21 protein-coding genes are annotated in these 22416 nt (G+C 33.2%); 1 reads left to right on the forward strand and 20 read right to left on the reverse strand.

The features are described 5' to 3' along the window. Nucleotides 1-3: 3 nt before the first annotated feature. From QO182_RS01195 to QO182_RS01290, 20 genes are all read right to left on the reverse strand, one after another. Nucleotides 4-1149 (reverse strand): glycosyltransferase family 4 protein, encoded by a 1146-nt coding sequence (locus QO182_RS01195; protein ID WP_371559490.1) that lies wholly within the window; start codon nt 1147-1149, stop codon nt 4-6. Further along, nucleotides 1146-2030 (reverse strand): hypothetical protein, encoded by an 885-nt coding sequence (locus tag QO182_RS01200; RefSeq protein ID WP_371559492.1) that lies wholly within the window; start codon nt 2028-2030, stop codon nt 1146-1148. The genes QO182_RS01195 and QO182_RS01200 overlap by 4 nt, the downstream gene beginning before the upstream one ends. Nucleotides 2031-2051: 21 nt before the next feature. Next, the gene (locus QO182_RS01205; protein ID WP_371559494.1) at nt 2052-3485 is read right to left on the reverse strand and encodes an MBOAT family protein; all 1434 of its coding nucleotides are present in this window, start codon (nt 3483-3485) and stop codon (nt 2052-2054) included. A 43-nt stretch (nt 3486-3528) separates the two neighbouring features. After that, nucleotides 3529-4929: a UDP-glycosyltransferase gene (locus QO182_RS01210; RefSeq protein WP_371559497.1), complete on the reverse strand. Its 1401-nt coding sequence runs from the start codon at nt 4927-4929 to the stop codon at nt 3529-3531. Beyond that, nucleotides 4929-6050 (reverse strand): UDP-N-acetylglucosamine 2-epimerase, encoded by a 1122-nt coding sequence (neuC, locus tag QO182_RS01215; RefSeq protein ID WP_371559500.1) that lies wholly within the window; start codon nt 6048-6050, stop codon nt 4929-4931. The genes QO182_RS01210 and neuC overlap by 1 nt, the downstream gene beginning before the upstream one ends. A gap of 214 nt (nt 6051-6264) precedes the next feature. Beyond that, nucleotides 6265-6429 (reverse strand): GIY-YIG nuclease family protein, encoded by a 165-nt coding sequence (locus QO182_RS01220; RefSeq protein WP_371559502.1) that lies wholly within the window; start codon nt 6427-6429, stop codon nt 6265-6267. A gap of 348 nt (nt 6430-6777) precedes the next feature. Then, on the reverse strand, nt 6778-7821 hold the full coding sequence (neuB, locus tag QO182_RS01225; protein WP_371559506.1) for an N-acetylneuraminate synthase: 1044 nt from the start codon (nt 7819-7821) through the stop codon (nt 6778-6780). A gap of 152 nt (nt 7822-7973) precedes the next feature. Beyond that, nucleotides 7974-8672, reverse strand: a complete 699-nt coding sequence (locus QO182_RS01230; RefSeq protein ID WP_371559510.1) for a cytidylyltransferase domain-containing protein — start codon at nt 8670-8672, stop codon at nt 7974-7976. A 51-nt stretch (nt 8673-8723) separates the two neighbouring features. Beyond that, complete coding sequence (locus QO182_RS01235; RefSeq protein WP_371559515.1) at nt 8724-9812, reverse strand: glycosyltransferase family 4 protein; 1089 nt, start codon at nt 9810-9812, stop codon at nt 8724-8726. 40 nt (nt 9813-9852) lie between these two features. Continuing rightward, nucleotides 9853-10932, reverse strand: a complete 1080-nt coding sequence (locus QO182_RS01240) for a glycosyltransferase family 2 protein (protein ID WP_371559517.1) — start codon at nt 10930-10932, stop codon at nt 9853-9855. Beyond that, nucleotides 10929-11951 (reverse strand): glycosyltransferase family A protein, encoded by a 1023-nt coding sequence (locus QO182_RS01245; protein WP_371559519.1) that lies wholly within the window; start codon nt 11949-11951, stop codon nt 10929-10931. The genes QO182_RS01240 and QO182_RS01245 overlap by 4 nt, the downstream gene beginning before the upstream one ends. Then, nucleotides 11942-13084 (reverse strand): glycosyltransferase family 4 protein, encoded by a 1143-nt coding sequence (locus QO182_RS01250; protein ID WP_371559524.1) that lies wholly within the window; start codon nt 13082-13084, stop codon nt 11942-11944. Before QO182_RS01250 ends, QO182_RS01245 begins: the two co-directional genes overlap by 10 nt. Then, nucleotides 13085-14026, reverse strand: coding sequence for a glycosyltransferase family 2 protein (locus QO182_RS01255; RefSeq protein ID WP_371559527.1), 942 nt, complete (start codon nt 14024-14026; stop codon nt 13085-13087). Between the two features lie 6 nt (nt 14027-14032). Then, nucleotides 14033-14917: an FkbM family methyltransferase gene (locus tag QO182_RS01260; RefSeq protein WP_371559531.1), complete on the reverse strand. Its 885-nt coding sequence runs from the start codon at nt 14915-14917 to the stop codon at nt 14033-14035. Nucleotides 14918-14919: 2 nt separating this feature from the next. Continuing rightward, entirely contained in the window at nt 14920-15921 is a 1002-nt protein-coding gene (locus QO182_RS01265; protein ID WP_371559535.1) for a glycosyltransferase family 2 protein, read from the reverse strand. Beyond that, a complete protein-coding gene (locus QO182_RS01270) occupies nt 15914-16852 on the reverse strand; it encodes a glycosyltransferase family 2 protein (protein WP_371559539.1) in 939 nt (312 codons plus the stop codon). Before QO182_RS01270 ends, QO182_RS01265 begins: the two co-directional genes overlap by 8 nt. After that, a complete protein-coding gene (locus QO182_RS01275) occupies nt 16849-17700 on the reverse strand; it encodes a glycosyltransferase (protein ID WP_371559541.1) in 852 nt (283 codons plus the stop codon). Before QO182_RS01275 ends, QO182_RS01270 begins: the two co-directional genes overlap by 4 nt. Nucleotides 17701-17748: 48 nt before the next feature. After that, nucleotides 17749-18540: an FkbM family methyltransferase gene (locus QO182_RS01280; RefSeq protein ID WP_371559542.1), complete on the reverse strand. Its 792-nt coding sequence runs from the start codon at nt 18538-18540 to the stop codon at nt 17749-17751. A gap of 10 nt (nt 18541-18550) precedes the next feature. After that, a complete protein-coding gene (locus tag QO182_RS01285) occupies nt 18551-19828 on the reverse strand; it encodes an ABC transporter ATP-binding protein (RefSeq protein WP_371559544.1) in 1278 nt (425 codons plus the stop codon). Between the two features lie 259 nt (nt 19829-20087). Then, complete coding sequence (locus tag QO182_RS01290) at nt 20088-20957, reverse strand: ABC transporter permease (protein ID WP_371559546.1); 870 nt, start codon at nt 20955-20957, stop codon at nt 20088-20090. A 426-nt stretch (nt 20958-21383) separates the two neighbouring features. Here QO182_RS01290 and QO182_RS01295 point away from each other — a divergent pair, with 426 nt between their 5' ends. Continuing rightward, complete coding sequence (locus tag QO182_RS01295; RefSeq protein ID WP_371559548.1) at nt 21384-22124, forward strand: tyrosine-protein phosphatase; 741 nt, start codon at nt 21384-21386, stop codon at nt 22122-22124. The last annotated feature ends 292 nt before the right edge of the window (nt 22125-22416 follow it).

Consider the following 22416-nt stretch of genomic DNA (forward strand, 5'->3'; position numbering starts at 1 on the left):
ATTTTATTGAATTACAATTTTATAAAAATCTAAACTTTGTTTTGCTACAACGTCAATACTGAATTTTGCTATTACTTTTTCTCTGGCAGCTGCGCCAAATTCTTGTTGTAAAATCGTATCATGAAGCAACTCATTTATCTTAGTTGCATATAGCTTGTGTTCTTTTGGGTGAACCAAAAATCCATTTATCCCATCGTCAATTATAGCTGTAGCCCAACCAATATTGGAAGCCACTATCGGCTTTTGTAGTGCCATAGCTTCTATCCAAGAGACAGGCAAAGCCTCGGCAAAAGACGGAAAAACACAAACTGTCGCAGTATTTATATGCGATTGAATTGTTGAATATGTCACCGCTCCGACATAATTGACACGCAATAAAGCTTCAGGTGTAAAAAGCTCTTGCATCATTTTCCAAGTTGAATTGGAACCCGAAATAATATCAGGCACATCTCTACCCACTAAAATTAATTGTGCCGTGGGATTTTCTTTAATCACTTCATTAAAAATAAAGGGCAGTTCTAATAATCCTTTTTTCCGAATGAGACTTCCAAAATACAAAACCGTATTGGGTACAACCGCACTATTCCCCTCTTTTACAAAGGCACTTACATCAATGGAGTTAGGTATAATAGTAAACTTTTTATCAAAACCAAAAACGGCATTCGTTTGATCGGCGGTAAATTGACTAACAGAGAGTAATGCATTCGCCTTATGTAAAGCACGTTTTTCATGAAATTTATTTTTCCATTTTACCTTGCGATCGTCTAGATCACAGAAATACGTATCTGAACCATTCAAACGAATCACTATGGGGCATTTTTTCGGGCTAATAAAAGAGGTTATTCCAGTCCAATCTGGGGCTTCGACTAAATCGATTTGGTTGCTTTCATGTAATTGATTGATCATTCGATCGATTTTTTTTTGAGTAAAAAACCAAGACAAACCTTTAATTTTAACATTTTTAATGCATTGAATCACTACACTATCATCCTTAAAAACAGCATCTTGATCTTGACCATACACCAAAACACGCACTTCGCAACCAGCAGCTACAAGCCCTATAGCTAGGTTCTTGATGCTAGTGCCTATCCCTCCAGAATTTCTAGTAAGGGCATGCGGATACTCTGGTGTAAGGAAGGCTACTTTCATCTTTTAGTTTGAAAAAAATCGTGTATAATGACATTCGTAAACATGCGTGCCCCTTCATCATTCATGTGCCCACAAGAAGAAAAATACATATTCTCTACCACTGCATTTTCATAATTGTGAATCTCAGGATAGGCTTTGCGTACTTTATCAAAATAATTCATTCCCGTTACATTCTCACACATAGGCGTCATGATGGGAATAAAATTAATATTATTGGCCTTGCATATAGCTTTTATCTCTTCATAATATTTGTTGTGAGGCAGCGGATTCAAATTAACAATATTATTTTTCATGTTCCCTTTGGTTTTCCCCAAAGAATAATAACCACCATTTTCAATGAGCTTAGACTTTTTATGTATCACCGTAAAAAAAGTCTCTCTGATACCTATTCTCGTTTCAAACTTTAAATACCTATAAAACGGAATATAATAGAGTTCATTGAAATCTTTTTCATTTTCAAAATGTTTTTGAACCGTTTCTGAGCTATGCAAATACGGTAAATATTTAGCCGAAACCCCTTCAGACTGATGATTATTCGATAGATTCAAGTCGGCTTCAAGAATTACATTTTTGATTTCGTATTTTCGTTCGATCATTAGTTTCAGGAGCAAAGAGGCTTCAAATAAATGACCTCCACTCATGCCATAATTGAATGTTTTTAAGCCTTGTTTTTCGAATAGATCAGAAACAAAATGATTGTTGGCTCTTGACGAACCTAAAATAACCACATCATATTTACGAGCAGTTGAATTAAAAACATAATCGATTTTTCCTCTATTTTTAGATTGTTTGTAAATGGTCGTAAAACCAAAATCTAGCGCTACTGCGACAAAAAGTAGAACAAGGATTATTTTTAAAATAAAAAGTAAAAACTTTTTCATATCAATCGGTACTATATATTTTTAAAACTGGAAATAGATAAATTCCTTATAATCAGAGTAGGTTCCTAAGGCTACAATAGCAGCAATTGCTAAAGCTACCTTCAACCAACTGTTTTTTCCAGAAAGCGGTTCTTCTTTGAAGCGATTGTTCCATTCTACCACAATAAAAAGAATAATCATCAACAGTAATTCATAATTGTATCTTTCATTGGACAAATATTGCGAACTGAAACTTCCGTCGGTAAAAATTCTTTTGATGTACAAAAAGGCATCAGTGATCGACTTCGCTCTAAAAAAGATCCAAGCCAAGCAAGCTAAGACAAAAGTGTAAAAAATATGTAGTATCTCTTTTGCAGAAGCGAAATTCCATTGCAACTGCACCATTTCCATATTCGAACGGTTTTTATTGAGCAATAAAAGCGGTAAGAAATACAGGGCATTGATAAATCCCCAAGCTAGATAGGTCCAATTAGCTCCATGCCAAAAACCACTTACTACAAAAATGATAAACACGTTGCGCACTTGTTTCATTTTAGACCCTTTACTACCACCAAGTGGAATATATAAATAGTCCCGAAACCAAGAAGACAGGGAAATATGCCAACGGCGCCAAAACTCGGCAATATCTCTCGAGAAATACGGATAATTAAAGTTACGTAGTAAATCCATCCCGAACAACTTAGACATTCCCAAAGCCATATCTGAATAGCCCGAAAAGTCACCATAAATCTGGAAAGCAAAATAGACGGCTCCTAAGATTAGCGACCAGGAATTCATGTGGGTATAGTTGTCAAAAATAGCGTTAGCATAGGTCGCACAAGTGTCAGCAATGACCACTTTTTTTACCAATCCCCAGATAAATTGATAGGCACCTTGCTTGGCTTTCTCATAGTCAAACGTTCTTTTTACCTTAACTTGAGGCAGTAAATGCGTGGCTCTCTCAATGGGTCCAGCAACTAACAGCGGAAAATAACTCACAAAAAGAGAGTAATCTACAAAGTTGTATTCGGCTTTTATTCTTTTATAATAAATATCAATTACATAGGACAGACCGTGAAAAGTATAAAACGAAATCCCCACAGGCAAGACCACATCCAACAAAAACGGACTCGATTTAAGTCCGAAATCACTTAAAAGTGTCGCAAACGAACTCGCAAAAAAGTTATAGTATTTAAATACACCCAGAAATCCCAAATTGATTCCGATGCTTAACCAGAACCAAAATTTCCTGATTTTTTCGTTCTTGTTTTTTTCTATTTGGATTCCGGTATAATAATCCAGAAAAGTAGAAAAAACCAATAAAAACAGAAAACGCCAATCCCAACACGAATAAAAATAATAGCTCGCTAGAATTAAAAGTAGGTTTTGACTGCTTTTGGTTTTATTAAAAACAAACCAGTACAATAAAAAAACAATAGGTAAAAAAATGGCAAAAGCCAGGGAATTGAAAAACATAATTAATTTTAAAAAATTCTATTTTATGGTGCAAAGAAAAGGATTATTCTCTACGAATGATGGTTTTAATTCCTAACCAAATACGTTTCGAAGCTTCTTGAGCAGGATGTTGATTGATGATTTCGAACCATTTTTGTGCGTTTTCAATAACCAATGAATGTCTTGCAATTGCGTTTTCTATTATTCCAGCAATTGCTTCTGGGCTGTCTATCCACAAAACAGTATCTTTATTGGGCATAGAGCGAAAATGAACATAATTGTATATTATTTTGACTGACCAATCCGATATTTTTTTCGTAACAACATCATAATTCACAAAAGCACAAGGCTTATTATGAGCTACATAGTCAAAGACCATCGAAGAACCTAAATTGACAACCAGTTCAGTATGTGCTATTGTATTCATTTGTATATCAATATCAGCTTGAGTAGGTAAAACGGTATTCCAACCATCTCCTGTTTTTTTCCAAAGTGGAGCAATTGGAGTAATAACTTCTTTATAGGTTTCTAAAACCTCATCATATCGATTTGAAAAATCAACCGGGCAACGTCGAAAAACAATACCCAATGAATGCCCTTTTTTATTTAATTCACGAATAGCCTTAGCAACATCTTCGAGATATTTCGGATCATCGGGACAGGTCGTTACATCGTCACCCGAATAACAAATATATTTTTTATCCAAATCTAAATTGTTCTGCCCAAAAAAAACTTCTTTTGAGAGCAACTTACTCGTGTCAAAATGAGATTCAAATTGTGGAGTCCCAGTAACAAAAATTTGTTCTTCTCTAATATATGAATAATAAAAGAGTACTTCCTGTTTCATTAAATCACTCCAAACAAAATAATATTCGGTTTCTACCACCATAGTCGCCTTGGGCAAATTATCCCAAGAAAAAATGAATGTAGCCGTAGGAATACCCAGTTCTTGTGCGGCCAACAATGGCGCAATTGCCGTCATTGGTCGCTGATTCGTACAAAAAACCATGGCTGGCTGTTCCTTTTGTAAAGTTTCTAAACATTGATGGTAATATAAGGTTTTGCGTTCCTGTTGCTTAATTTTATGTCGAATGTGCTTTAATCCAAAAGTCGTAGAATGTGTAATTGACAAAAATTGCGTTACTCTACTTTTTATGGCTTTTAGGGTGGTCGCATACGAAAAAGGGAATTGATAGGTATCATAAACCCGGTCTTTGGTTCTTCGTATATTGAGCTTTAATTCAATTTGTTTACGGGCATTTTTATAGGTTTCCGTAAGCGGATGCGATTTGGAATTTTGAATCTTTATTTCTTTAAAACCTAAATCCGTTAAATCGAAAGGGGTATTATTCCAAAAAAAAACGTCGAAATCTTCTTTTTTTCCAATATTATAAAAATCAGAATACGCAAAATTGCGCAACCCAATACCATCGGGTATGAGTATGAATATTTTATTGTTTTTCATTATCGATCTCTAAATTGTTTTTGATAATTTATTTGCCAAAAAATCTCTTTTTGCAGTGATTTCAAAAATAATTCAGCACTATTCCCTTGCCCAAAATCATGATCTGATTGTTGTACTTTATGAGAATCGATTATGCTTAAGGCTTCAGAAATATTCCTTTCATCATAATCGACATTAATAATATCAGCATGGACGGCACGATTTTGTTGCCTTGTTCCAATGTTTAGTATGGGAAGTCCATAATAAGGCGCTTCTCTAATGCCTGCACTACTGTTGCCTATAATGAATTGTGCATTTTTAAGTAAGGTCAGGAAATATTCAAAGCGTAAAGAAGGTATGATTCGGAATCGAGGATTGCCTTTCAAAGCTTCATAGGCTTTCAAAACTATTCGGCTCCCTAAATCATTATTAGGGTACACCACCAAATAGTTGTGATGATCGGCAAGCAAAGCCGAAACGAAGTGTTGGGCGTAAGCTTCCATCTTATCGACCTCTGTAGTCACAGGATGAAACATGGCGATGGCATAGGTATTAAAATCCAATTGATAATAGTTTTTAGCTATGGTTAAATCCGGAAGCTGATCCGAGAACATAATATCAATATCAGGAGAACCTACAGTAAAAATAGATTCCTTAATTTCTCCCATTTGTTTCAATCGTTTCGCCGCTTCTTCATTCGAAACAAAATGAATGTGACTCAATTTACTGACACTATGCCTGATTAATTCATCTACTGTCCCAGATAGTTCGCCTCCTTCAATATGAGCCACTAAAATATTATTCAGTGAGCCAACAATAGCACCCGCCAATGTCTCTACTCGATCGCCGTGTACGACTATTAAGTCTGGATTTATTTCTTTAGCATAACCAGACAACCCCTCAATCGTTTTGGCTAATGTCAAATCCATGGTACTCTCGTCGGTATGATTTTCGAAAGTATGCAGGTTTTTGAAATTGCATCTTTCGATTTCAATAAGCGTATATCCGTATTCTTTTTGCAAATGCATTCCGGTAACAAACACAAAAACTTCAAATTCTGGTTGTTTTTCAAGAATTGAAATCAAAGATTTAATTTTGCCAAAATCAGCACGGGTACCCGTTAGGAATACTATTTTTTTCATTTAATTTTTATTGTGAGACCGAGCCTTTCGACTATCGCTAAAGACAGGCTTAGTCGAGACGCTTTTATTCCTTTTCAAAACCCGAATCGTTATTCGGACTGTATTTATGATGTGTCGCATTTCTACATTCCGATAAGTCTTGCAATTTATCAAAATTTCCGTCTATTAAACACTGCTTTTTTGCCCTACTCCCTTTTTTTATTTTCTTTTCAAACTAAATTGCCTGATTAGGTTCTGTAAATTCTTGATAAAAAACCAAAGTTACGGGTCTTCGAGAATGTGTATAAGCTTCTAGATATTTGCCTGCATTATGTTCCATAAGTCTTCTTTCAACATCTGAAGTCACCCCTGCATAAAATGAACTATCATTGCAACACAATATATAAATAGAATTTCATAATTTATAAATTTAAAATAATGAATCTCGACTGTACTTCGACTTCGCTCAATATAAACTGTTCGATTTGACATAACTGCTGATTTAGAAACATCATATGATAAGCGTAGATGCAATTATTATTACATTGTATCCTACTTTAGGTTATAACGAATTATGCCGAAAGACTTTATATAACATCTGTATTTTATTTGTCACGTCGAGCCCAGTCGAGATGCTTTTTTAATAAGAATCTCGACTAAGCCTGTCTTGAGCGATAGTCGAAAGGCTCGATTTGACAGCAACATTACTTGACTACTACTATTTGTCACGTCGAGCGCAGTCGAGACGCTATTCATAACTATCCTCCCAACTTAACTGTTCATCATTATCAATATCGCGACTTGCTTTCCTACCTAAAATAGAATCAAAATGTTCCGCCAAAATCTTCCCCGTTCCTGGACGTTTCACCCAAATATTCTCTTTGGTAAGTATTTCCCCTTTCCCAATAGGTCGAATCGTACAAACGGTTGCAAAAGCAAAATCAATAGTCACCTGTTCCTCATGGGCAGGTTCCTTTACTCCTCCGCGCATTTGCCATATCTCCTTAGAATTTACTATTAAATCCTTTGTTGTTTCTTCGTCCATACTACACACAATATCTGGGCCTGTGCGTTGCATGTGATCGGTAAAATGACGTTCTAAAATACTAGCTCCCAAGGCCACTGCACCCAAACAAGCATTATTATTCAAGGTATGATCTGACAAACCAAAAACTTTGTTTGAAAAAGCATTGTGCATCTCCATCATAGCGCCAAAACGAACTAAATGAATGGGAGTAGGATATAAATTTGTGGTATGCAAGAGTGCCACAGGAACATTGTATTTGTCGAAAATAGCAACGGCTTTGGTAATACTTTCAATAGTATTCATTCCAGTACTCAGGATAACTGGTTTCCCAAAAGAAGCGATATGCTCTAATAATGGATAATTATTGCATTCGCCAGAACCAATTTTGTAAGCTGGAATATCAAATTTTCGCAATCTTTCGGCTGCCGCACGCGAGAAAGGAGTCGATATAAAAATCATTCCTTTACTCTCGACATAGTTTTTGAGTTCCAGTTCATCGGCTTCATCAAGTGCACAACGTTCCATAATTTCATAAATAGAAACATCGGAGTTACCCGGAATCACTTTTTTGGCTGCGCCAGACATCTCGTCTTCTACAATATGGGTTTGGTGTTTGACTACCTCAGCGCCTGCGCGATGTGCCGCATCCACCATTTCCTTGGAGACCTGTAATGAACCTTCGTGATTAATTCCTATTTCGGCAATAACCAAAGGCGAAAAATCTTGCCCTATTTTTCTTCCTGCGATTTCTATATATGGGTTCATAAAATGAGTTATGAGTTATACCTCTCGACTTCCCCTATCTTGAGCGATAGTTGAAAGACTCGAGGCTACAATTATATTATGCAATATCGAACAGTTTATACTGAGCGAAGTCGAAGTACAATCGAGACACTTATTAATACTGGTTGTTCTTGTCATGTCGAGCGCAGTCGAGACACTTTTTTTAGCAAATATTCTGCATATTCAAAATCTTCCAAAGTATCAATATCAACATTGGCGTAAATATGATTTACTTCAAATGGAAAAGCATTTTCTGAAATAATTTTACTGTCAGCTCGAGCGCAGTCGAGAGGCAAAATCAAGGCAGCTTTGGTAATGTAAAGCAATCCGTTTTCAAAAAACAAAGGTTCCAGATCCTGGCTGCGTTGTCCAATAGTATAATTGAATGGTTCGAATTTGTTTGCTACTATATTTCCGAATTTCTGATGATTTCTAGTAACACTAAACAAACTGTCATAATTTCCTTCTTTATAGCTATGAAAAGCTTCCTTTAACAAGTTTTTTGGCCGCAGCGGATTTGTAGGTTGTAATAAAATAACATTCTCGACCTCAGATTCAATGGATTCTAAAACATGTTTCAATGCAGATACTGTGGGTTCCAAATCTCCTGAAAATTGTATAGGTCTATCTATAACTTTAGCTCCATATGCCAAGGCTATACTTTTAATAGTTAAATCATCGGTAGAAACAAAGACATCATCAATAATGGCGCTATTTGCCAAAGCATATTGAATGGAATGCACCAATAAAGGTAACCCACCCAAAGGCAGTAAATTCTTTTGGGGAAGTCGCTTCGAGCCCGCTCGAGCGGGAATTATAGCTACGGTTTTCATTTTCTTCAATAATTATTTAAAACAAATAACTTAGGATAGATTCCAATAAAATCATATTGATGCTTTTGCGCGTTCAATAATGGCGTTCATACCTTCATTCCAACTTTTAGAAGAGTACAAATCAGGAGGTAAACTATTTTTTGAAATAGGATCTTCTAAAAACTCTAGTAGGGCTTTTTGCCATGCTGAAACAAAATGAGGGTTTTCGACTAACATTCCCAATTTCCCGTATTGCAGCACTTCAGGAACACCTCCCAAAGCCGAAGCAATAGTATAAGTACCACAATGCAAAGCCTCAATCAAACTAAGTCCAAAACCTTCATGCCAAAGTATGGGAAACAAATAACAATCTGATGCTTGATAATAGACCGTTAACTCGTCATTTGGTATTCGCCCAAAAAAAGTTACTCCATCATGAGGAATTTTAGCTTCGCATCCTATTACCCACAAAACAATATCCTTTCTCGTTTCAAAAACACCCTTCCAAGCATCCAGTAAAAGATGTAAGCCTTTTTTAGGCCGGTCCTGTGCACACCAAACAAATACTTTTTTATCAGCAACTCCTTTGTTTTGCTTCAAAGCGTGCTTGTCCTTTTGCGAAAGCGAAAAAAACTTGGTCGTATCAATCCCATTGTGTAATACCGAAAAACGGGTAGGCAAAACCGTATACCGTTCTTTATGCACTTGATAGGAATCATGCGTCAATAAGACCATTTCTTGAATGTTCTCATAAAACCATCTGCTTTCGAAATTACCGTAAAAAGGAGCAAATCCATGATAAAAAAACTGCAAATAACAATGATCCCGTAGGCCTTTTTCCTTTAAAAAAGCAACTAAAGGAGCTACAATTCCAAAGTTATCTACAATTTGAATGATGTATTTTTCATCCGAATTCAAAATCGAATTCAAACCTTTGAGATAACCCAAATAAGGATTTTTCGTCCATTTTTGTTGTATTTTAGTCCAATAGTCCTGCGCAACAAAACGATAACTCACTGTTTCCCATTTTTCTTCCGGCTCAGGACAAACAATATGATCTATCAAATGTTTCCCTTGCAGATAATTTTTATACAAAGTAGTCCAACTGCCAATTTGAGAAAAAGGCAGAGGAGCTTGTGACAGTAGAATTACTTTTGGCATTAACAGGATTTTTTAATAAAGTAAAGTTAGAAAATAGTGCTCAATTGAATCTTATTTTCAGTTGAATGGTTTTCAGGTCTTCGCTTATGATATAGGAATAGTTATTATTTCGATAAAAACTAGTAAGATGTAATAAAACCAAATCATTGATTGTTTTTAAGGGATAATAATTTGGAACCGTTTTTCCCAATCGCTTTTTTACCCAATACTTCCATGAGGATTGAAACGGATCTTTTTGAAAAACAACATTTATAATTTTGGATTTGGCACAAGGCAATTCGGCGTATAAAAAATGATCTACTTTATCTTTTTGATTGCCTATCACTATTACAACCGAATGATTTGCAATAATTTCGTATTCTTCTTTGGTTATTGTCTTACCCCAAAATGCTGCAGCAATACCGTCAGCATTTCTCTCTTTGTTTTGCAGTAAGTGTTGCTGATTCAATCTTGAAATTTGAGTCAATTGCAAATCAGTTGTTAGTGTCTTCCTTTCCGAAGCTCTATAACTTTCATGCCATTGGTGTAGCATTAAAACTTCATGCTCATAAAAAATTGATTCATATCCAGCCTGTTCCAGTCGACCATGAACATCCTCATCCTCGGCTCCCCAAAAATGAAAAAACTCATCAAAACCAACTATTTCATTCAAGGCATCAATAGGAAATAACGACAAACCTTTAGCTCCAACTTGACTAACAAAACTTATTTTATAGGCCTCAAAAAATTTGAATTGAACACTTTCTTTTTGATCTAGAAAACCAACTTTAAAAAAAACAGCATGTTTAGGATTTCGAAGTACTGTTATGGTCTCCACGAAATCATTTCGAAACAACATATCTACATCAGCCACAAAAACATATGGAGTTACAACTTGTCGCAAACCAATATTTATTGCCTTTGCCCTTGACCAAGGTTGGTGGCAATGATAGGAATAAATATAGTTGACAAAATCATATTCTTTTAGCACTGTTTCTATTTCCAAAGCGGTCGCCAATGCAGAACCATAATCTACAAAAACAACTTTAAAATCACGATTGGTTTGTTGTGCCAATGAATCAAGCGAACGCTTTACGCGTTCAAGCTCTCTATTGCGGTAAGGATACAGAATTGTAATCATCTCAAATAGTTTTTGGCTTCCTCAGTACTTAATCCTTTCCAAATTAAAAAATACCGCATTATTTTTTTGTTCAAAATTAATTTGGCAAACAATCTGCTCTTCACAAAATAAGACAGTTTTGAGCTTGATTGAATTGGTTTTAATTCAAAATTGCATTCCTCACCATTCTGTTTCAACTTAGAAACAGCATCAACCATCCAATCTTCAATAACATTACCCATGTGATAGGCATAATTATCTGCAGTCGACAAGCGCCAAAAGCCTTTTTTCACAACCGGAATATCCAAAAATTTTCCTTCGCTATCGCCTCCCAATTTGTAGGCTGTAAATCTATTTTCTAAATCATCGAACACTTCCGCTCTATAAGTGGTAACAAAATGTCCTGCACCTACAACTGCTTGCTGATCTTCATTAGTTACAGTCAAATATTTTTTTAATTGAACCGGACTATAAAAATTGGCGTCCCCCACACTTAATCCAAACATTTTCAATGCTGCTGGATTTACTACTGGCATACATTTTACTTTATTCGAGAAAAACAAATCCCAATACACATTGGCTGTATAAGTCCTCAAAGAACGGGAAGATGGTGTAGGACAAACAGCTCCCGTTTTAGGAAATGCATCATAAACAGCATAACTCGCCTCTTGCCAACTGTTCAAGAAAAGCACATCGGCATCCGAAACGGTAATCAAAGGACAACCATTTCCCGAAATCCCTTTTAAAACAGCATTAAGTTTTCCAATATTAGTAGTATGAATTACTTCCTGTATTATATTTCTACGAAACAAATCATTCAGATAATCTACAACTTCTAGACAACTTCCGTTATTGACAACAGTAATATATGTTTTATCGTGAATAGTTTTAAATAATGAATCCAAACAAAGCGTCAATATTTCAAAACTATCCTTAAAATACCCTTCTTGATTAGGGATATAAACAGGAATGATGACCTCATGAAAATAATCAGATGCAGTTTGAGTTTTATCTTTGTGTGGATTGAAACCTACTCGCATTCCATAATGTCTTTGTAGATGGCAATAACTTTTATTCTATTACCGTAATAATCTAATCTTTCCATTGCTATGGATGAATTTTCAGTTGATGCTTTCTCGATAATTTTTACATTCAAAACAGCATTCGCAATGACTTTTTCAATTTCAATAATCGATTCGGGATTATTTATTAAGAACCCATTCTCGCCATTTTTAATTATTTCTGCTGTCGCGCCACCAGGATTAGATTGAATCGGGAATGCCCCCATCACTATCGCCTCCAAAAGCGTATTAGGCAGCCCATCTGAAATACTATTTCCGATATAAATCAATGATTTACCCATAAACTCCATCAATTCTTGATGCGAAAGACCATGCCTGTCAAAAAAGCTGAAACTAAGTTTATTGGATTGTATATAATCGATTACTTTAGGATGAGCTCCAAAAACCAACACTTCATAATTTTGAATTTGATTTTGGATGGCTTGCAATGCCTTGATAACATTCAATCCTCTACCGAACTGATGTTCATATCCTTTCACCAATAGTATTCTCCTTTCACCAATAGGCAATTTATAGGATTGCAATTCATCGAGTTTGTAGCCGGTACCACCAGGAATAACTCCCAGATGTTTTCCTGAAAAACCCAATTGCTGCGCCAATACATAATCCCGTTGACAATCAGTATGCAAAAAATTAACCCGTTGTAAAACTTGTTTGATTTTTTTTAAATGTTTTGGAAATCGTTCATAATGGTATAAATCACTACCCCAACACGAATACAACCATTTTATAGCAGGGTATTTTTGCATTGTTTTTAAAATGGGATACGAACATCCTTGCATTTCAAAACTATGAATAACATCGGGTTGAATTTCAAAAATTATTTTTTCTAAAAATTCGTTGGCAGTTACTTCCAGAAATGGGAAGATTTTGTCATAAACAAATGGAACTTTTTTACTTAAAAAATATTCTCCTTTTAGAGGTAGTACTTTTCTTTTTTTCCAATCTGTAAATTGATGAACCGAATCTAAAGTAGCTAGCTTCCCTCTGCCTAAAACATCAAACCAATACAAATCGTAAGAAGAATCTTTTAGGTTTTCTATCCAACGAATAACATGAACGGAAGGCATCGAAATAAATAGAATTTTCATTTATTTTAGTAATTTATAGCCTTTGTTAAAAATACTAAAAATTGTATAACCAAATATAGTTTTAATAAAACCTCTAAAATTAAAAACTTCAAGTTGCGATATAGAAAGCATTCTCAAGTAATAAATTTTTTTATCATCCTTTCTAAGTAATGCTTCTCTAAGAATAAATTTATATCGGTCTATAATATAATTTTGTAAAATCCGTGGATTGGCAAGTTTGCTTTCTTTTAATAATTTCAAATGCTTTTCTCTGGCCCTAAACTCCGATTGTATCTCGTTAAAATTAAGTTTATTAATTTCGTGAGACAAAGAGTCTCCATGTATTCTGTATTGAATTAATGGTTCATCTACATAAACTACTGAAGGTTCTTGATACAACATCCTGAGATTAAAATCCCAATCGTCAAGATTTGTTATATGTACATCAAATAAATCAGCTTGCTTTTCTAAAAAACTTCTTTTCCAAGTAGGTGTAAAAGTATAGTAAGTTATCCTACCTGTTAAATAATCTTCAACAGTATTTTTTGAAATAAAATGATGCTTTTTATTAATTCTATTTTTATAAATATCTATATATGTCAAAGATGAAACTATCAAATCAGGTTTTTCAGAAAAAAAAACGCCTGAACGTTCAAGAGCTTGTGGTAAAAGTATATCATCACTATCAAACCATTTAATATATTCCCCTTTACTTAGTTCAAACCCATAATTCCTGCAAGTATTAGCACCTTTTATACTATCAGCTGGACGTTGATGAAATTGAAATCTGTTGTCTTGATTTATGTATTCTTTAACAATATTCTCAGTATCATCCATACTACCGTCATCTACAATAATACATTCCCAATTAGTGTAAATTTGTGATAGAATGCTATCGAGGGTTTCTCCAATTAAGTGGGCGCGATTGCAGGTAGGTATGATAATAGAGACCAATGGTATCATGCTATATTATTTCTTAAAGGCATAAATCATTCCTGTAATTGGGCTTAACACTCTTGAAATAACATTAAAGTTACTCTTTATCAAAGCTTCTTCTAGAATTTCAGATCCTTTATCATGCCATTCAATCATCAAAACATCTATTCGCATTAATAAATTCTGATCTTCTAATTTTTTTATAATTTCATATTCTGCACCTTCGCAATCTATTTTTAAAACAATTTTTTGCTCAACATGCCGGTCAAAAATATCTTTAATTATTTCTTCTATCGATATTATTTGTATTTCAATTTCTTGTGCTTTATCAATACTTATATTTGGACTTGCTTCTAATCGAATTCCACAATTTCCTTTCATTTGTGGGTCATACAGAACTTTTTCAGTTCTTGTGGATCCACCTAAACCCAAATTAAATGGTTCAATTTTATTTGAATACTTTATATTTAAATCGAAATTATAAAGCGCTTGATTATATGTTGCTAAAACTGGCTCAAAAGAATAAATTTTAGTTATATTATCTTTCAATGCAAAAAATAATGAGCTTATCCCAATATTCATCCCGATATCAAAAACTACATAACTTTCATTAGATAATAAATTATAATCTTTTTCAACAAATACCTCTTTTAAAATATAAAATTCTTCAGGGCTTTCCACGTAGAATTTTAAATCATCGATTTCTATATAAACACCATTTTTATGTTCTTTCAAAATGATGTTTGGATATTGCTCTTTGATAAGAGAAAAAAAATTAAAAGATCTATAGACTAATTTGTTATAGTCTTTCATTATACCTAATCTTTTGACTTGAGCTTGTAATTCCTTTTTCCTCTTTGACTCATTAGAAATTTTATATCCCAATTTTTTAAATATTTTATATAGATACATTTTCATTTTTAAATTGTTCTAAATTGTTTAATAAATAGGAGAGCATATCCTTTTTTAAATAAATAAACAGTAGTGATTCCCAATAATAATCTCAAAATATTTAAACCCGAAAAATTAGATTTTTTTACATTTTTTAATAGTGTATAAAAAATAAAACGAGAGTTTTTCCTTTTGAGTAACAATCTTAGAGAATAGAAAATCATAAGTTGCTTATAAATAATATATTTCTTTAGCCTTAGTCTCTGCTCATTTGACAAATAAACCGAAAATTGACAAAGATATTGATATACTTTTTCATAGTATACGAACATTGATTTAATACTTTTAGGATCATTAATCGAGTTTAAATCTATGCTTTGATGACCTCTTCTCACAAGAAAATGAATATCAGTAAGATAATAAAACCGCCCTCCTTCAATCAACCTCCTAAAATTAAAATCGGTTTCATGGGCATTAATTAATGATTCGTCAAACAACTTTTTCTCTTTTAAAAAAGAAGAATTCCACAAAGGAGAGGGTGTCAAAAAAATAATTTTACCTATAATATAATTTTCAATCGTATTTCTATCGCAAATAATAACTTCAGGATTATTATAAGCAACAATATTATCGATTGAACCTGAAAAAGTGTTTGAAAAACTCGCACAAAAATCTAAATTATTATTATTATTATTATTATCTAAAACCTCAACCTGTTTCTCTAGAAAATCAGGATGCATAATGTCATCACTGTCAAACCATTTAACATATTTGCCTTTACTCAATTCGAAACCATAATTTCTGCAAACGTTGGCACCTTTTATTCTGTCAACTGGTCTTTGATGGTATTGAAACCGACTGTCCTTTTTTATATATTCAGCAATTAAAACAGCTGTGTTATCCGTACTACCATCATCAACTATAATGCATTCCCAATTTTTATAATTTTGCGCAATTATGCTTTCTAAAGTCTCGCCAATAAGATAGGCACGATTGTAGGTTGGAATAATTATGGAAACTAATTTATTCAAGATTTATATAATTTGAATTCATTTTTACATTTTTGTTTCTGCTCGTCTCAATTAATTTGACTGTTTTATTTAAAACATGTAATTGTTTAAAAAATCCTCTCGCCTTTACAAAGTCACCTTTTAAAAAATTATACAATATAATTTTATAATTTTTTTTTCTCTCGCTAGCAATGTTTTTCAACGTAAACTCTAAATTAATATTCGCAAATTTAACAGCAATATCTCTTGTGTAGATATCAAAATATTTTTGTGAAAACAATCCAACCTTTTCTGATTTTGGTTTATAACTATCGTGTCTTATGAAAGCATCAGGAACAACTCCAATATTCATTTTATGGTACAGTACTCTCTGACAATAATTATTGTCTTCTCCATAATGATAAAAAAGAGGATCAAATCCCCCAATTTTTTTTACCGTATTTATAGGCAAAAACCATGCAGCTGCTTGGATAAAACTAATATCATATATTTTTTTTAATGGGTTTCCCAAAACAAAATCAGAATAAAAAGACCTTGAATTATCCTCTGCCATAAAGCTGAAAAAATAAGTTTCCAACAGTTTTCCCGAATAATCCAATTGAACAGGACTTAAAACACCATATTCTGGTTTGCTCTGAGCAACTCTTACAAGTTTTTCAATAGTATTTTTATTTACAAAAGCATCTTGATTTAATAAAAAAACATAATCCATTCCTGCTTTTAAAGCGTAAGCCATAGCAATATTATTTGCTCTACCGAAACCTAAATTTTCATTTTGCTCCAGCAATATTACATTAGAGAAATTAGTTTTAATATGATCTACAGTACTGTCGTTACTGCAATTATCTACCACTATAATGGTTGTACTAATAGAACTATCCAAAATACTTTGTAAGCATTCATTGATCCACTGCATTCCATTGTAGGTAATAATAATTACACACGACTTCATAGTTTAAATATCTTTAGTACTGTTTTAAAAAAAAAAACAAAATTATGTTTAGACAGTGGACAATAGAGATACCATTTAACACTAAATCTTAAGGCTTGTTGTTTATTGCTCGCTTTTATACAGTAGGATAAAAATCTTTTGCATGCAAAAATCTCATTATCGATCTGACGATCAATACTTAACGACAAAGGGAGTTCAGCCTGATATAATCTGTGAATTTGAATGGTTGAATTGATCCATTGATCATTTAAATTACCCACAGAAAAATGTTCGATTAGCACTTTATTTGTGATGCCTATTTTGTAATTCTTTTTCTTTGTTTCGATTGAGACATTAAAATCGTAATTATGGAATCCTTTCAACTTTTCGTCAAAAAAAACATTTATTTCCTTTCGTAATGCTAAAAAAACACCATCTACAAAAACAACTTCATTCAAGTTGCTATTCTCAAATCCTAAATATTCTTTTATTACTTTTCCATCCGGATAATGCTGGATAATGTTAATTGATTTGTATTTTTCATCACAATCCCACCATCCAGATGGCGTTTTTGTTTTTTGACTGGAACCAGCGATTCCTATTAACCCAATTTGGGAATCTGAATTAAATATTATTCCTAGAATATTTCCCCAATTTTGAGTATGAATTAAGATATCATCATGCATAAAACAAAGGAAATCCCCCTTACTTTGTTCTATTCCTAAATTATAAGCTTCGAAAATAGAATAAGTGTTCTCTGAATTATCAATAACTACCAATTCATAATCACATCCAATAGTATCTTTGATATTTTCAAATAAGTCACTACTTATAGTTTGGGTTCGAGAACAAATTATTATTGATATCATTGTTTATACATTAAATGAATAATAGTTTTAAAAAAGATAACAATCAAATTAATCTTTATATGCGAAAATATTGATTGCCATATCAAATTTTTCATTTACAAGTTTAGTATCAATAAATGGTCTTTTTCGTGAAAAAGATTGTTTTAGGTGGTACCTAAACCCTTGTCTTTTTAAAATACTTAAAAGATCATCAAGATGTTGTTCCTCATCATAAAAACTATGATATTCAATGAATATATAACTCACATTAAACAATACATCTTCACAATCTTTAAGTATTATATATTCTGGGCCTTCAATATCAATTTTCAACATTTCAATAGGTTTATCCAAATAATCCCTTAATCTGACTGACTCAACCATTTTGGGTTTTTGATTATTGTATTCTTTTTCAACCCTTCCACCTAATCCCTTATCTGTATAAAATTTTAATTCTGTTTCTTCTATCCAAACAGCTTTTTTATTCAATACAACATTTTTTAAATCTTGGGATTCAATGTTTTTTTCTAAAAAAGGCAGTACAAACTCATCTGGCTCAAAAGAAATAATTACAGAACTAGGATACTTTTTTGAAAAATATAAAACACTCAAGCCCATATTTGAACCACAATCAATTATAATTGAATTGGAGTTGTTTATCTTAAAATCATACATGCAATTTTCAAATATCTCTCTATAAGTATCATAAAAAGCTAATCCATAATGATAATAAAACTTATTGTCAAACAAAGTTATTTCACCTTCTTCTTTTTCTACTGAATCAAAAAGTGCTCTTTGAAATGAGGTCTTCCAAAAATAGTATTTACTATATTTATATAAATTTTTAATTATTTTTTTCATTTTTTACAAACTAATATATTTTTTCAATACTTTCAAACCAATTAGGTCTTGAAACTGAATTAAAATTTTGATTGTTTTCAAGAAAAAATTTATTTCCATAATCTGTATCTGCAGTAACACCAAATACAAGATTAGATTTTTCAGTTGTAAATCTTTTTACATATGGGATAGATAAATTAACCCCAACTTCATAATCACCTGTAGCTAAACTATATGGCGGAATTACAAAGAAAACTTCATAAATACCAGGTTCTATTTCATTATAATCATTATAGTCATTATACAAAAGACCTATAAGCGGATTTCCTGTAGCCGAACAAATAGTTACGCCTATCACAATATCATTAAACTTGTCCCCTATTTCAACTTTTAATACAATTTCAATTGGATCTGTATTCATGAAAATTTCGTTTTTATTTTTATTAAAAATTTCAACTTTCAATAATTTCATACTATTGTCCCCATCTTCCCCGGTCCAGATATTTCGATAATGATTAGATTTTAAATAAATATTTAAAACTTTATCAATATTCCCCTCCGCAATTATCTTCCCATTTTCCAATAAAATACCCCTTGTACACAAACTCCGGACCGCCGCCATATTATGACTCACAAACAAAACCGTCCTTCCCCCAGATTTGGAAATATCTTGCATTTTACCAATAGCTTTTTTCTGGAACTCGGCATCACCTACCGCTAAAACCTCATCAATTATTAATATTTCGGGCTCCAAGAACGCTGCTACGGCAAAAGCCAATCGCACCGTCATTCCCGAACTGTATCTTTTAACAGGAGTGTCAATATAACGTTCACAACCAGAAAATTCAATAATCTCAGCAATCTTTGAAGCTATTTCTTTTTTAGTCATACCAAGAATGGCCCCGTTCAAGTAAATATTTTCTCTACCCGTCATTTCTCCGTTAAATCCTGTACCTACTTCGAGTAAAGAGGCTACACGACCACCAAATTTTATACTTCCAGTTGTAGGAGCCGTAACCCGTGATAATATTTTCAACAAAGTAGATTTTCCGGCACCGTTCTTCCCTATTATTCCTAATACTTCTCCGCGCTCTACTTCGAACTTAATATCTTGCAAAGCCCAAACATAATCACTCTCCCCTTTGGTAGAGCGGTCATTAGTATCCCCTATTTTTAAATAGGGATTTTCTTTTCCTCGTATGCTATGCCACCACCTGTTCAAGTCATGACTAAGCGTACCCGTACCTACTTGTCCTAAGCGGTATTGCTTTGAAATATTTTCGGCTTTTAATATAATGTCTTTACTCATTTTATTTATTCATTGTTCTACTTTCGCCAATCAATACCCGTAAATAAGTTGTTCATCTCCCGTTCTACGCTTGTCAAGAATTACCTTCTCACTCCTCACGAAAACAGAATTATCTAAAACTTAGATACTGCTTCGCGTTCTGAGTCACATTTTATTGACAGCAGATGCTACTTTATTTTTTTTATTCGTTAGTACTCTTTGCCATGACAAAGACTCCGCATCGACTCCCCTTCCTTCGGAGGGGGCCGGGGGGAGGAATTTAAACAGTGTCTATAAAACTTTTCTCCGTTTTATTAAAAATTAGAATACCTACTAAAAACACTATCCCCGTTAGCATAAAAGTATACAGCAATCCAAAAACAGAAAGCTCTCCTACATTCAAAAGCATATAACGGGTACTCTCTATAATATACGCTAGCGGATTGTACTTGACCAACCAAACGTACTCTGGCATTTTTGCTGCAACCAAGGCCATAGGATACACTACCGCTGAAACATACATCAGCAATTGTACACCAAAACCTATCAAATAGCTAAAATCTCTGTATTTAGTTACCAAAGAGGAAATAATCATTCCTAAACCTAGTCCTAGCACACCCATCAAAATAATTAAAGCCGGAAAAAGTAAACTCAAGATATTCAAGCTTATCGCTGCACCTTGAAAGTAATAATAAATGTAAAAGACTATAAAAATAAAAAACTGAATTCCGAATTTTAATAAATTAGACACGACAATAGAAATGGGTACTATGATTCTAGGAAAATATACTTTCCCAAAAATCCCTGCATTAGATCCAAAAGTATTGGACGTTCCTGTAAGGCAGGCCGTAAAATAATTCCAAACGGTGATTCCGGCAAGATTAAATAAAAATGGAGGTACCGTTCCTGTAGTAATTCCGGCAAGATTATTAAAAATTATCGTGAAAGTAATCGAAGTGAATAGTGGCTGTATTAAATACCAAAGTGGCCCTAGAACAGTTTGCTTATACACTGTCACCACGTCTCTCTTCACAAAAAGAAGCAACAAATCTCTATATTGCCACACTTCCTTCAGATTAAGTGAAAAAAACTTATTTTTAGGTGTTATTTCAAATAACCAATTGTTATCTGTATTTTCTTGGTGAGTCATGTATATATAATAATCAGATTAAAATTCGCTTTTCAACTTTCTTAGTCTGTATGGTATTTATAGTTCGCAAATATAACATTTCACTCCAAATATTGTGATTTAATTTAGATTACTAAAAACTTAACTCTATTTTAACACAATGAAATTTCGATTTTAGATAATTATCCGAAATATCCCCAACAATTTATAAAAACAGCACTACGTTAACAGAGCGTTTTTATTTAAGTTCTTAAAATTCTAATCGTACTACGATAAATGGAAAAAACCACTTTTAACCAACTTTATGATTGCAAAAAAGGAACACAAACGGTATTGTTCAATCTTTTCCTCTACTTAAATTTTTAAATGGGCTAATCTCTGATTAATTCAATCACTAACGCCTAAATTTTTTGTTCCTTTGTTTTTCATTTATAAAACAACAAAGCAGTGTTTTTCTTTTCAAAAAATAAAACGGTTTTAAAAGACCTAATTCCAGAAGGTCATATCGACATTCATTCTCATTTACTACCGGGAATCGATGACGGCGCCAAAACTTTTGAGGATACCTTAAAACTTACCCAAGCGCTACAAAGTTTTGGAGTAACTCAGTTCATCACTACTCCTCATATTATCCAACATATTTGGGAGAATACCCATGACGGAATCGTTACCAATAAAATAAAAACAGTTCAAGAATTAGAAAAAAACAGTATTAACGTTCCTTTTAAAGCTGCCGCAGAGTACCTTATGGACGATCAATTTGTACAGCTATTTCAATCTAATGATTTACTGACTCTCAAGGACAATTATGTGTTAGTGGAGATGTCTTACATCAATGCTCCTATTCAGTTGTATTCCATACTCTTTGATTTACAAGTCGCTGGTTATATACCCGTACTAGCGCATCCAGAGCGCTATCTATTTTACCATAATAATTTAAATGAATATGATAAACTTAAAAGAGCGGGCTGTGTATTTCAACTCAATCTATTATCAGTTGTGGGTTATTACGGACCTAAAATAGCTCAAATAGCAGAGCAGCTATTAGCAAAAGGAATGTACACGTATGTAGGTTCTGACGTGCATCATGACAATCATATTGCCGCTTTCGAACAAAAAATAAAACTAAAAGATTTGGTACCACTACAAGAAGCTATATCAAATAATCAGTTTTTCAACCTAGGATAAACTAACCGCTTAATAAAACCTCTTCCTTATTCTCTTGTCAGTGTCAGCTCGGTATATACACTTGCTTCAGGAAGTGATTTTATAAAATTTAGAGCACTATTTTTAAAACCATATTTAGAGCAGTTCTACTACTCTTTTTAGCTTTTGCCCTAACTTAAAAAAGGTTCACAGAAAACATTTTTCTGTGAACCTTTTTTAAGCAGTAACCTATTTAGTATTTTAGCCCCTTATAAGTTCGGAGTGATATTTTAAATTTCAAATAGTACATTTGAGATATGAAATACAAGAAATG

Origin of the sequence: Flavobacterium sp. Arc2 (genome assembly GCF_041431385.1) — a bacterium.
Taxonomy (GTDB): domain Bacteria; phylum Bacteroidota; class Bacteroidia; order Flavobacteriales; family Flavobacteriaceae; genus Flavobacterium.

Bases quoted from the DNA above. Each gene is read 5' to 3' on its own strand.
- QO182_RS01195 (WP_371559490.1), bottom strand. From the start codon at position 1,149: ATGAAAGTAGCCTTCCTTACACCAGAGTATCCGCATGCCCTTACTAGA.
- QO182_RS01200 (WP_371559492.1), bottom strand. From the start codon at position 2,030: ATGAAAAAGTTTTTACTTTTTATTTTAAAAATAATCCTTGTTCTACTT.
- QO182_RS01205 (WP_371559494.1), bottom strand. From the start codon at position 3,485: ATGTTTTTCAATTCCCTGGCTTTTGCCATTTTTTTACCTATTGTTTTT.
- QO182_RS01210 (WP_371559497.1), bottom strand. From the start codon at position 4,929: ATGAAAAACAATAAAATATTCATACTCATACCCGATGGTATTGGGTTG.
- neuC (WP_371559500.1), bottom strand. From the start codon at position 6,050: ATGAAAAAAATAGTATTCCTAACGGGTACCCGTGCTGATTTTGGCAAA.
- neuB (WP_371559506.1), bottom strand. From the start codon at position 7,821: ATGAACCCATATATAGAAATCGCAGGAAGAAAAATAGGGCAAGATTTT.
- QO182_RS01230 (WP_371559510.1), bottom strand. From the start codon at position 8,672: ATGAAAACCGTAGCTATAATTCCCGCTCGAGCGGGCTCGAAGCGACTT.
- QO182_RS01235 (WP_371559515.1), bottom strand. From the start codon at position 9,812: ATGCCAAAAGTAATTCTACTGTCACAAGCTCCTCTGCCTTTTTCTCAA.
- QO182_RS01240 (WP_371559517.1), bottom strand. From the start codon at position 10,932: ATGATTACAATTCTGTATCCTTACCGCAATAGAGAGCTTGAACGCGTA.
- QO182_RS01245 (WP_371559519.1), bottom strand. From the start codon at position 11,951: ATGCGAGTAGGTTTCAATCCACACAAAGATAAAACTCAAACTGCATCT.
- QO182_RS01250 (WP_371559524.1), bottom strand. From the start codon at position 13,084: ATGAAAATTCTATTTATTTCGATGCCTTCCGTTCATGTTATTCGTTGG.
- QO182_RS01255 (WP_371559527.1), bottom strand. From the start codon at position 14,026: ATGATACCATTGGTCTCTATTATCATACCTACCTGCAATCGCGCCCAC.
- QO182_RS01260 (WP_371559531.1), bottom strand. From the start codon at position 14,917: ATGAAAATGTATCTATATAAAATATTTAAAAAATTGGGATATAAAATT.
- QO182_RS01270 (WP_371559539.1), bottom strand. From the start codon at position 16,852: ATGAAGTCGTGTGTAATTATTATTACCTACAATGGAATGCAGTGGATC.
- QO182_RS01275 (WP_371559541.1), bottom strand. From the start codon at position 17,700: ATGATATCAATAATAATTTGTTCTCGAACCCAAACTATAAGTAGTGAC.
- QO182_RS01280 (WP_371559542.1), bottom strand. From the start codon at position 18,540: ATGAAAAAAATAATTAAAAATTTATATAAATATAGTAAATACTATTTT.
- QO182_RS01285 (WP_371559544.1), bottom strand. From the start codon at position 19,828: ATGAGTAAAGACATTATATTAAAAGCCGAAAATATTTCAAAGCAATAC.
- QO182_RS01290 (WP_371559546.1), bottom strand. From the start codon at position 20,957: ATGACTCACCAAGAAAATACAGATAACAATTGGTTATTTGAAATAACA.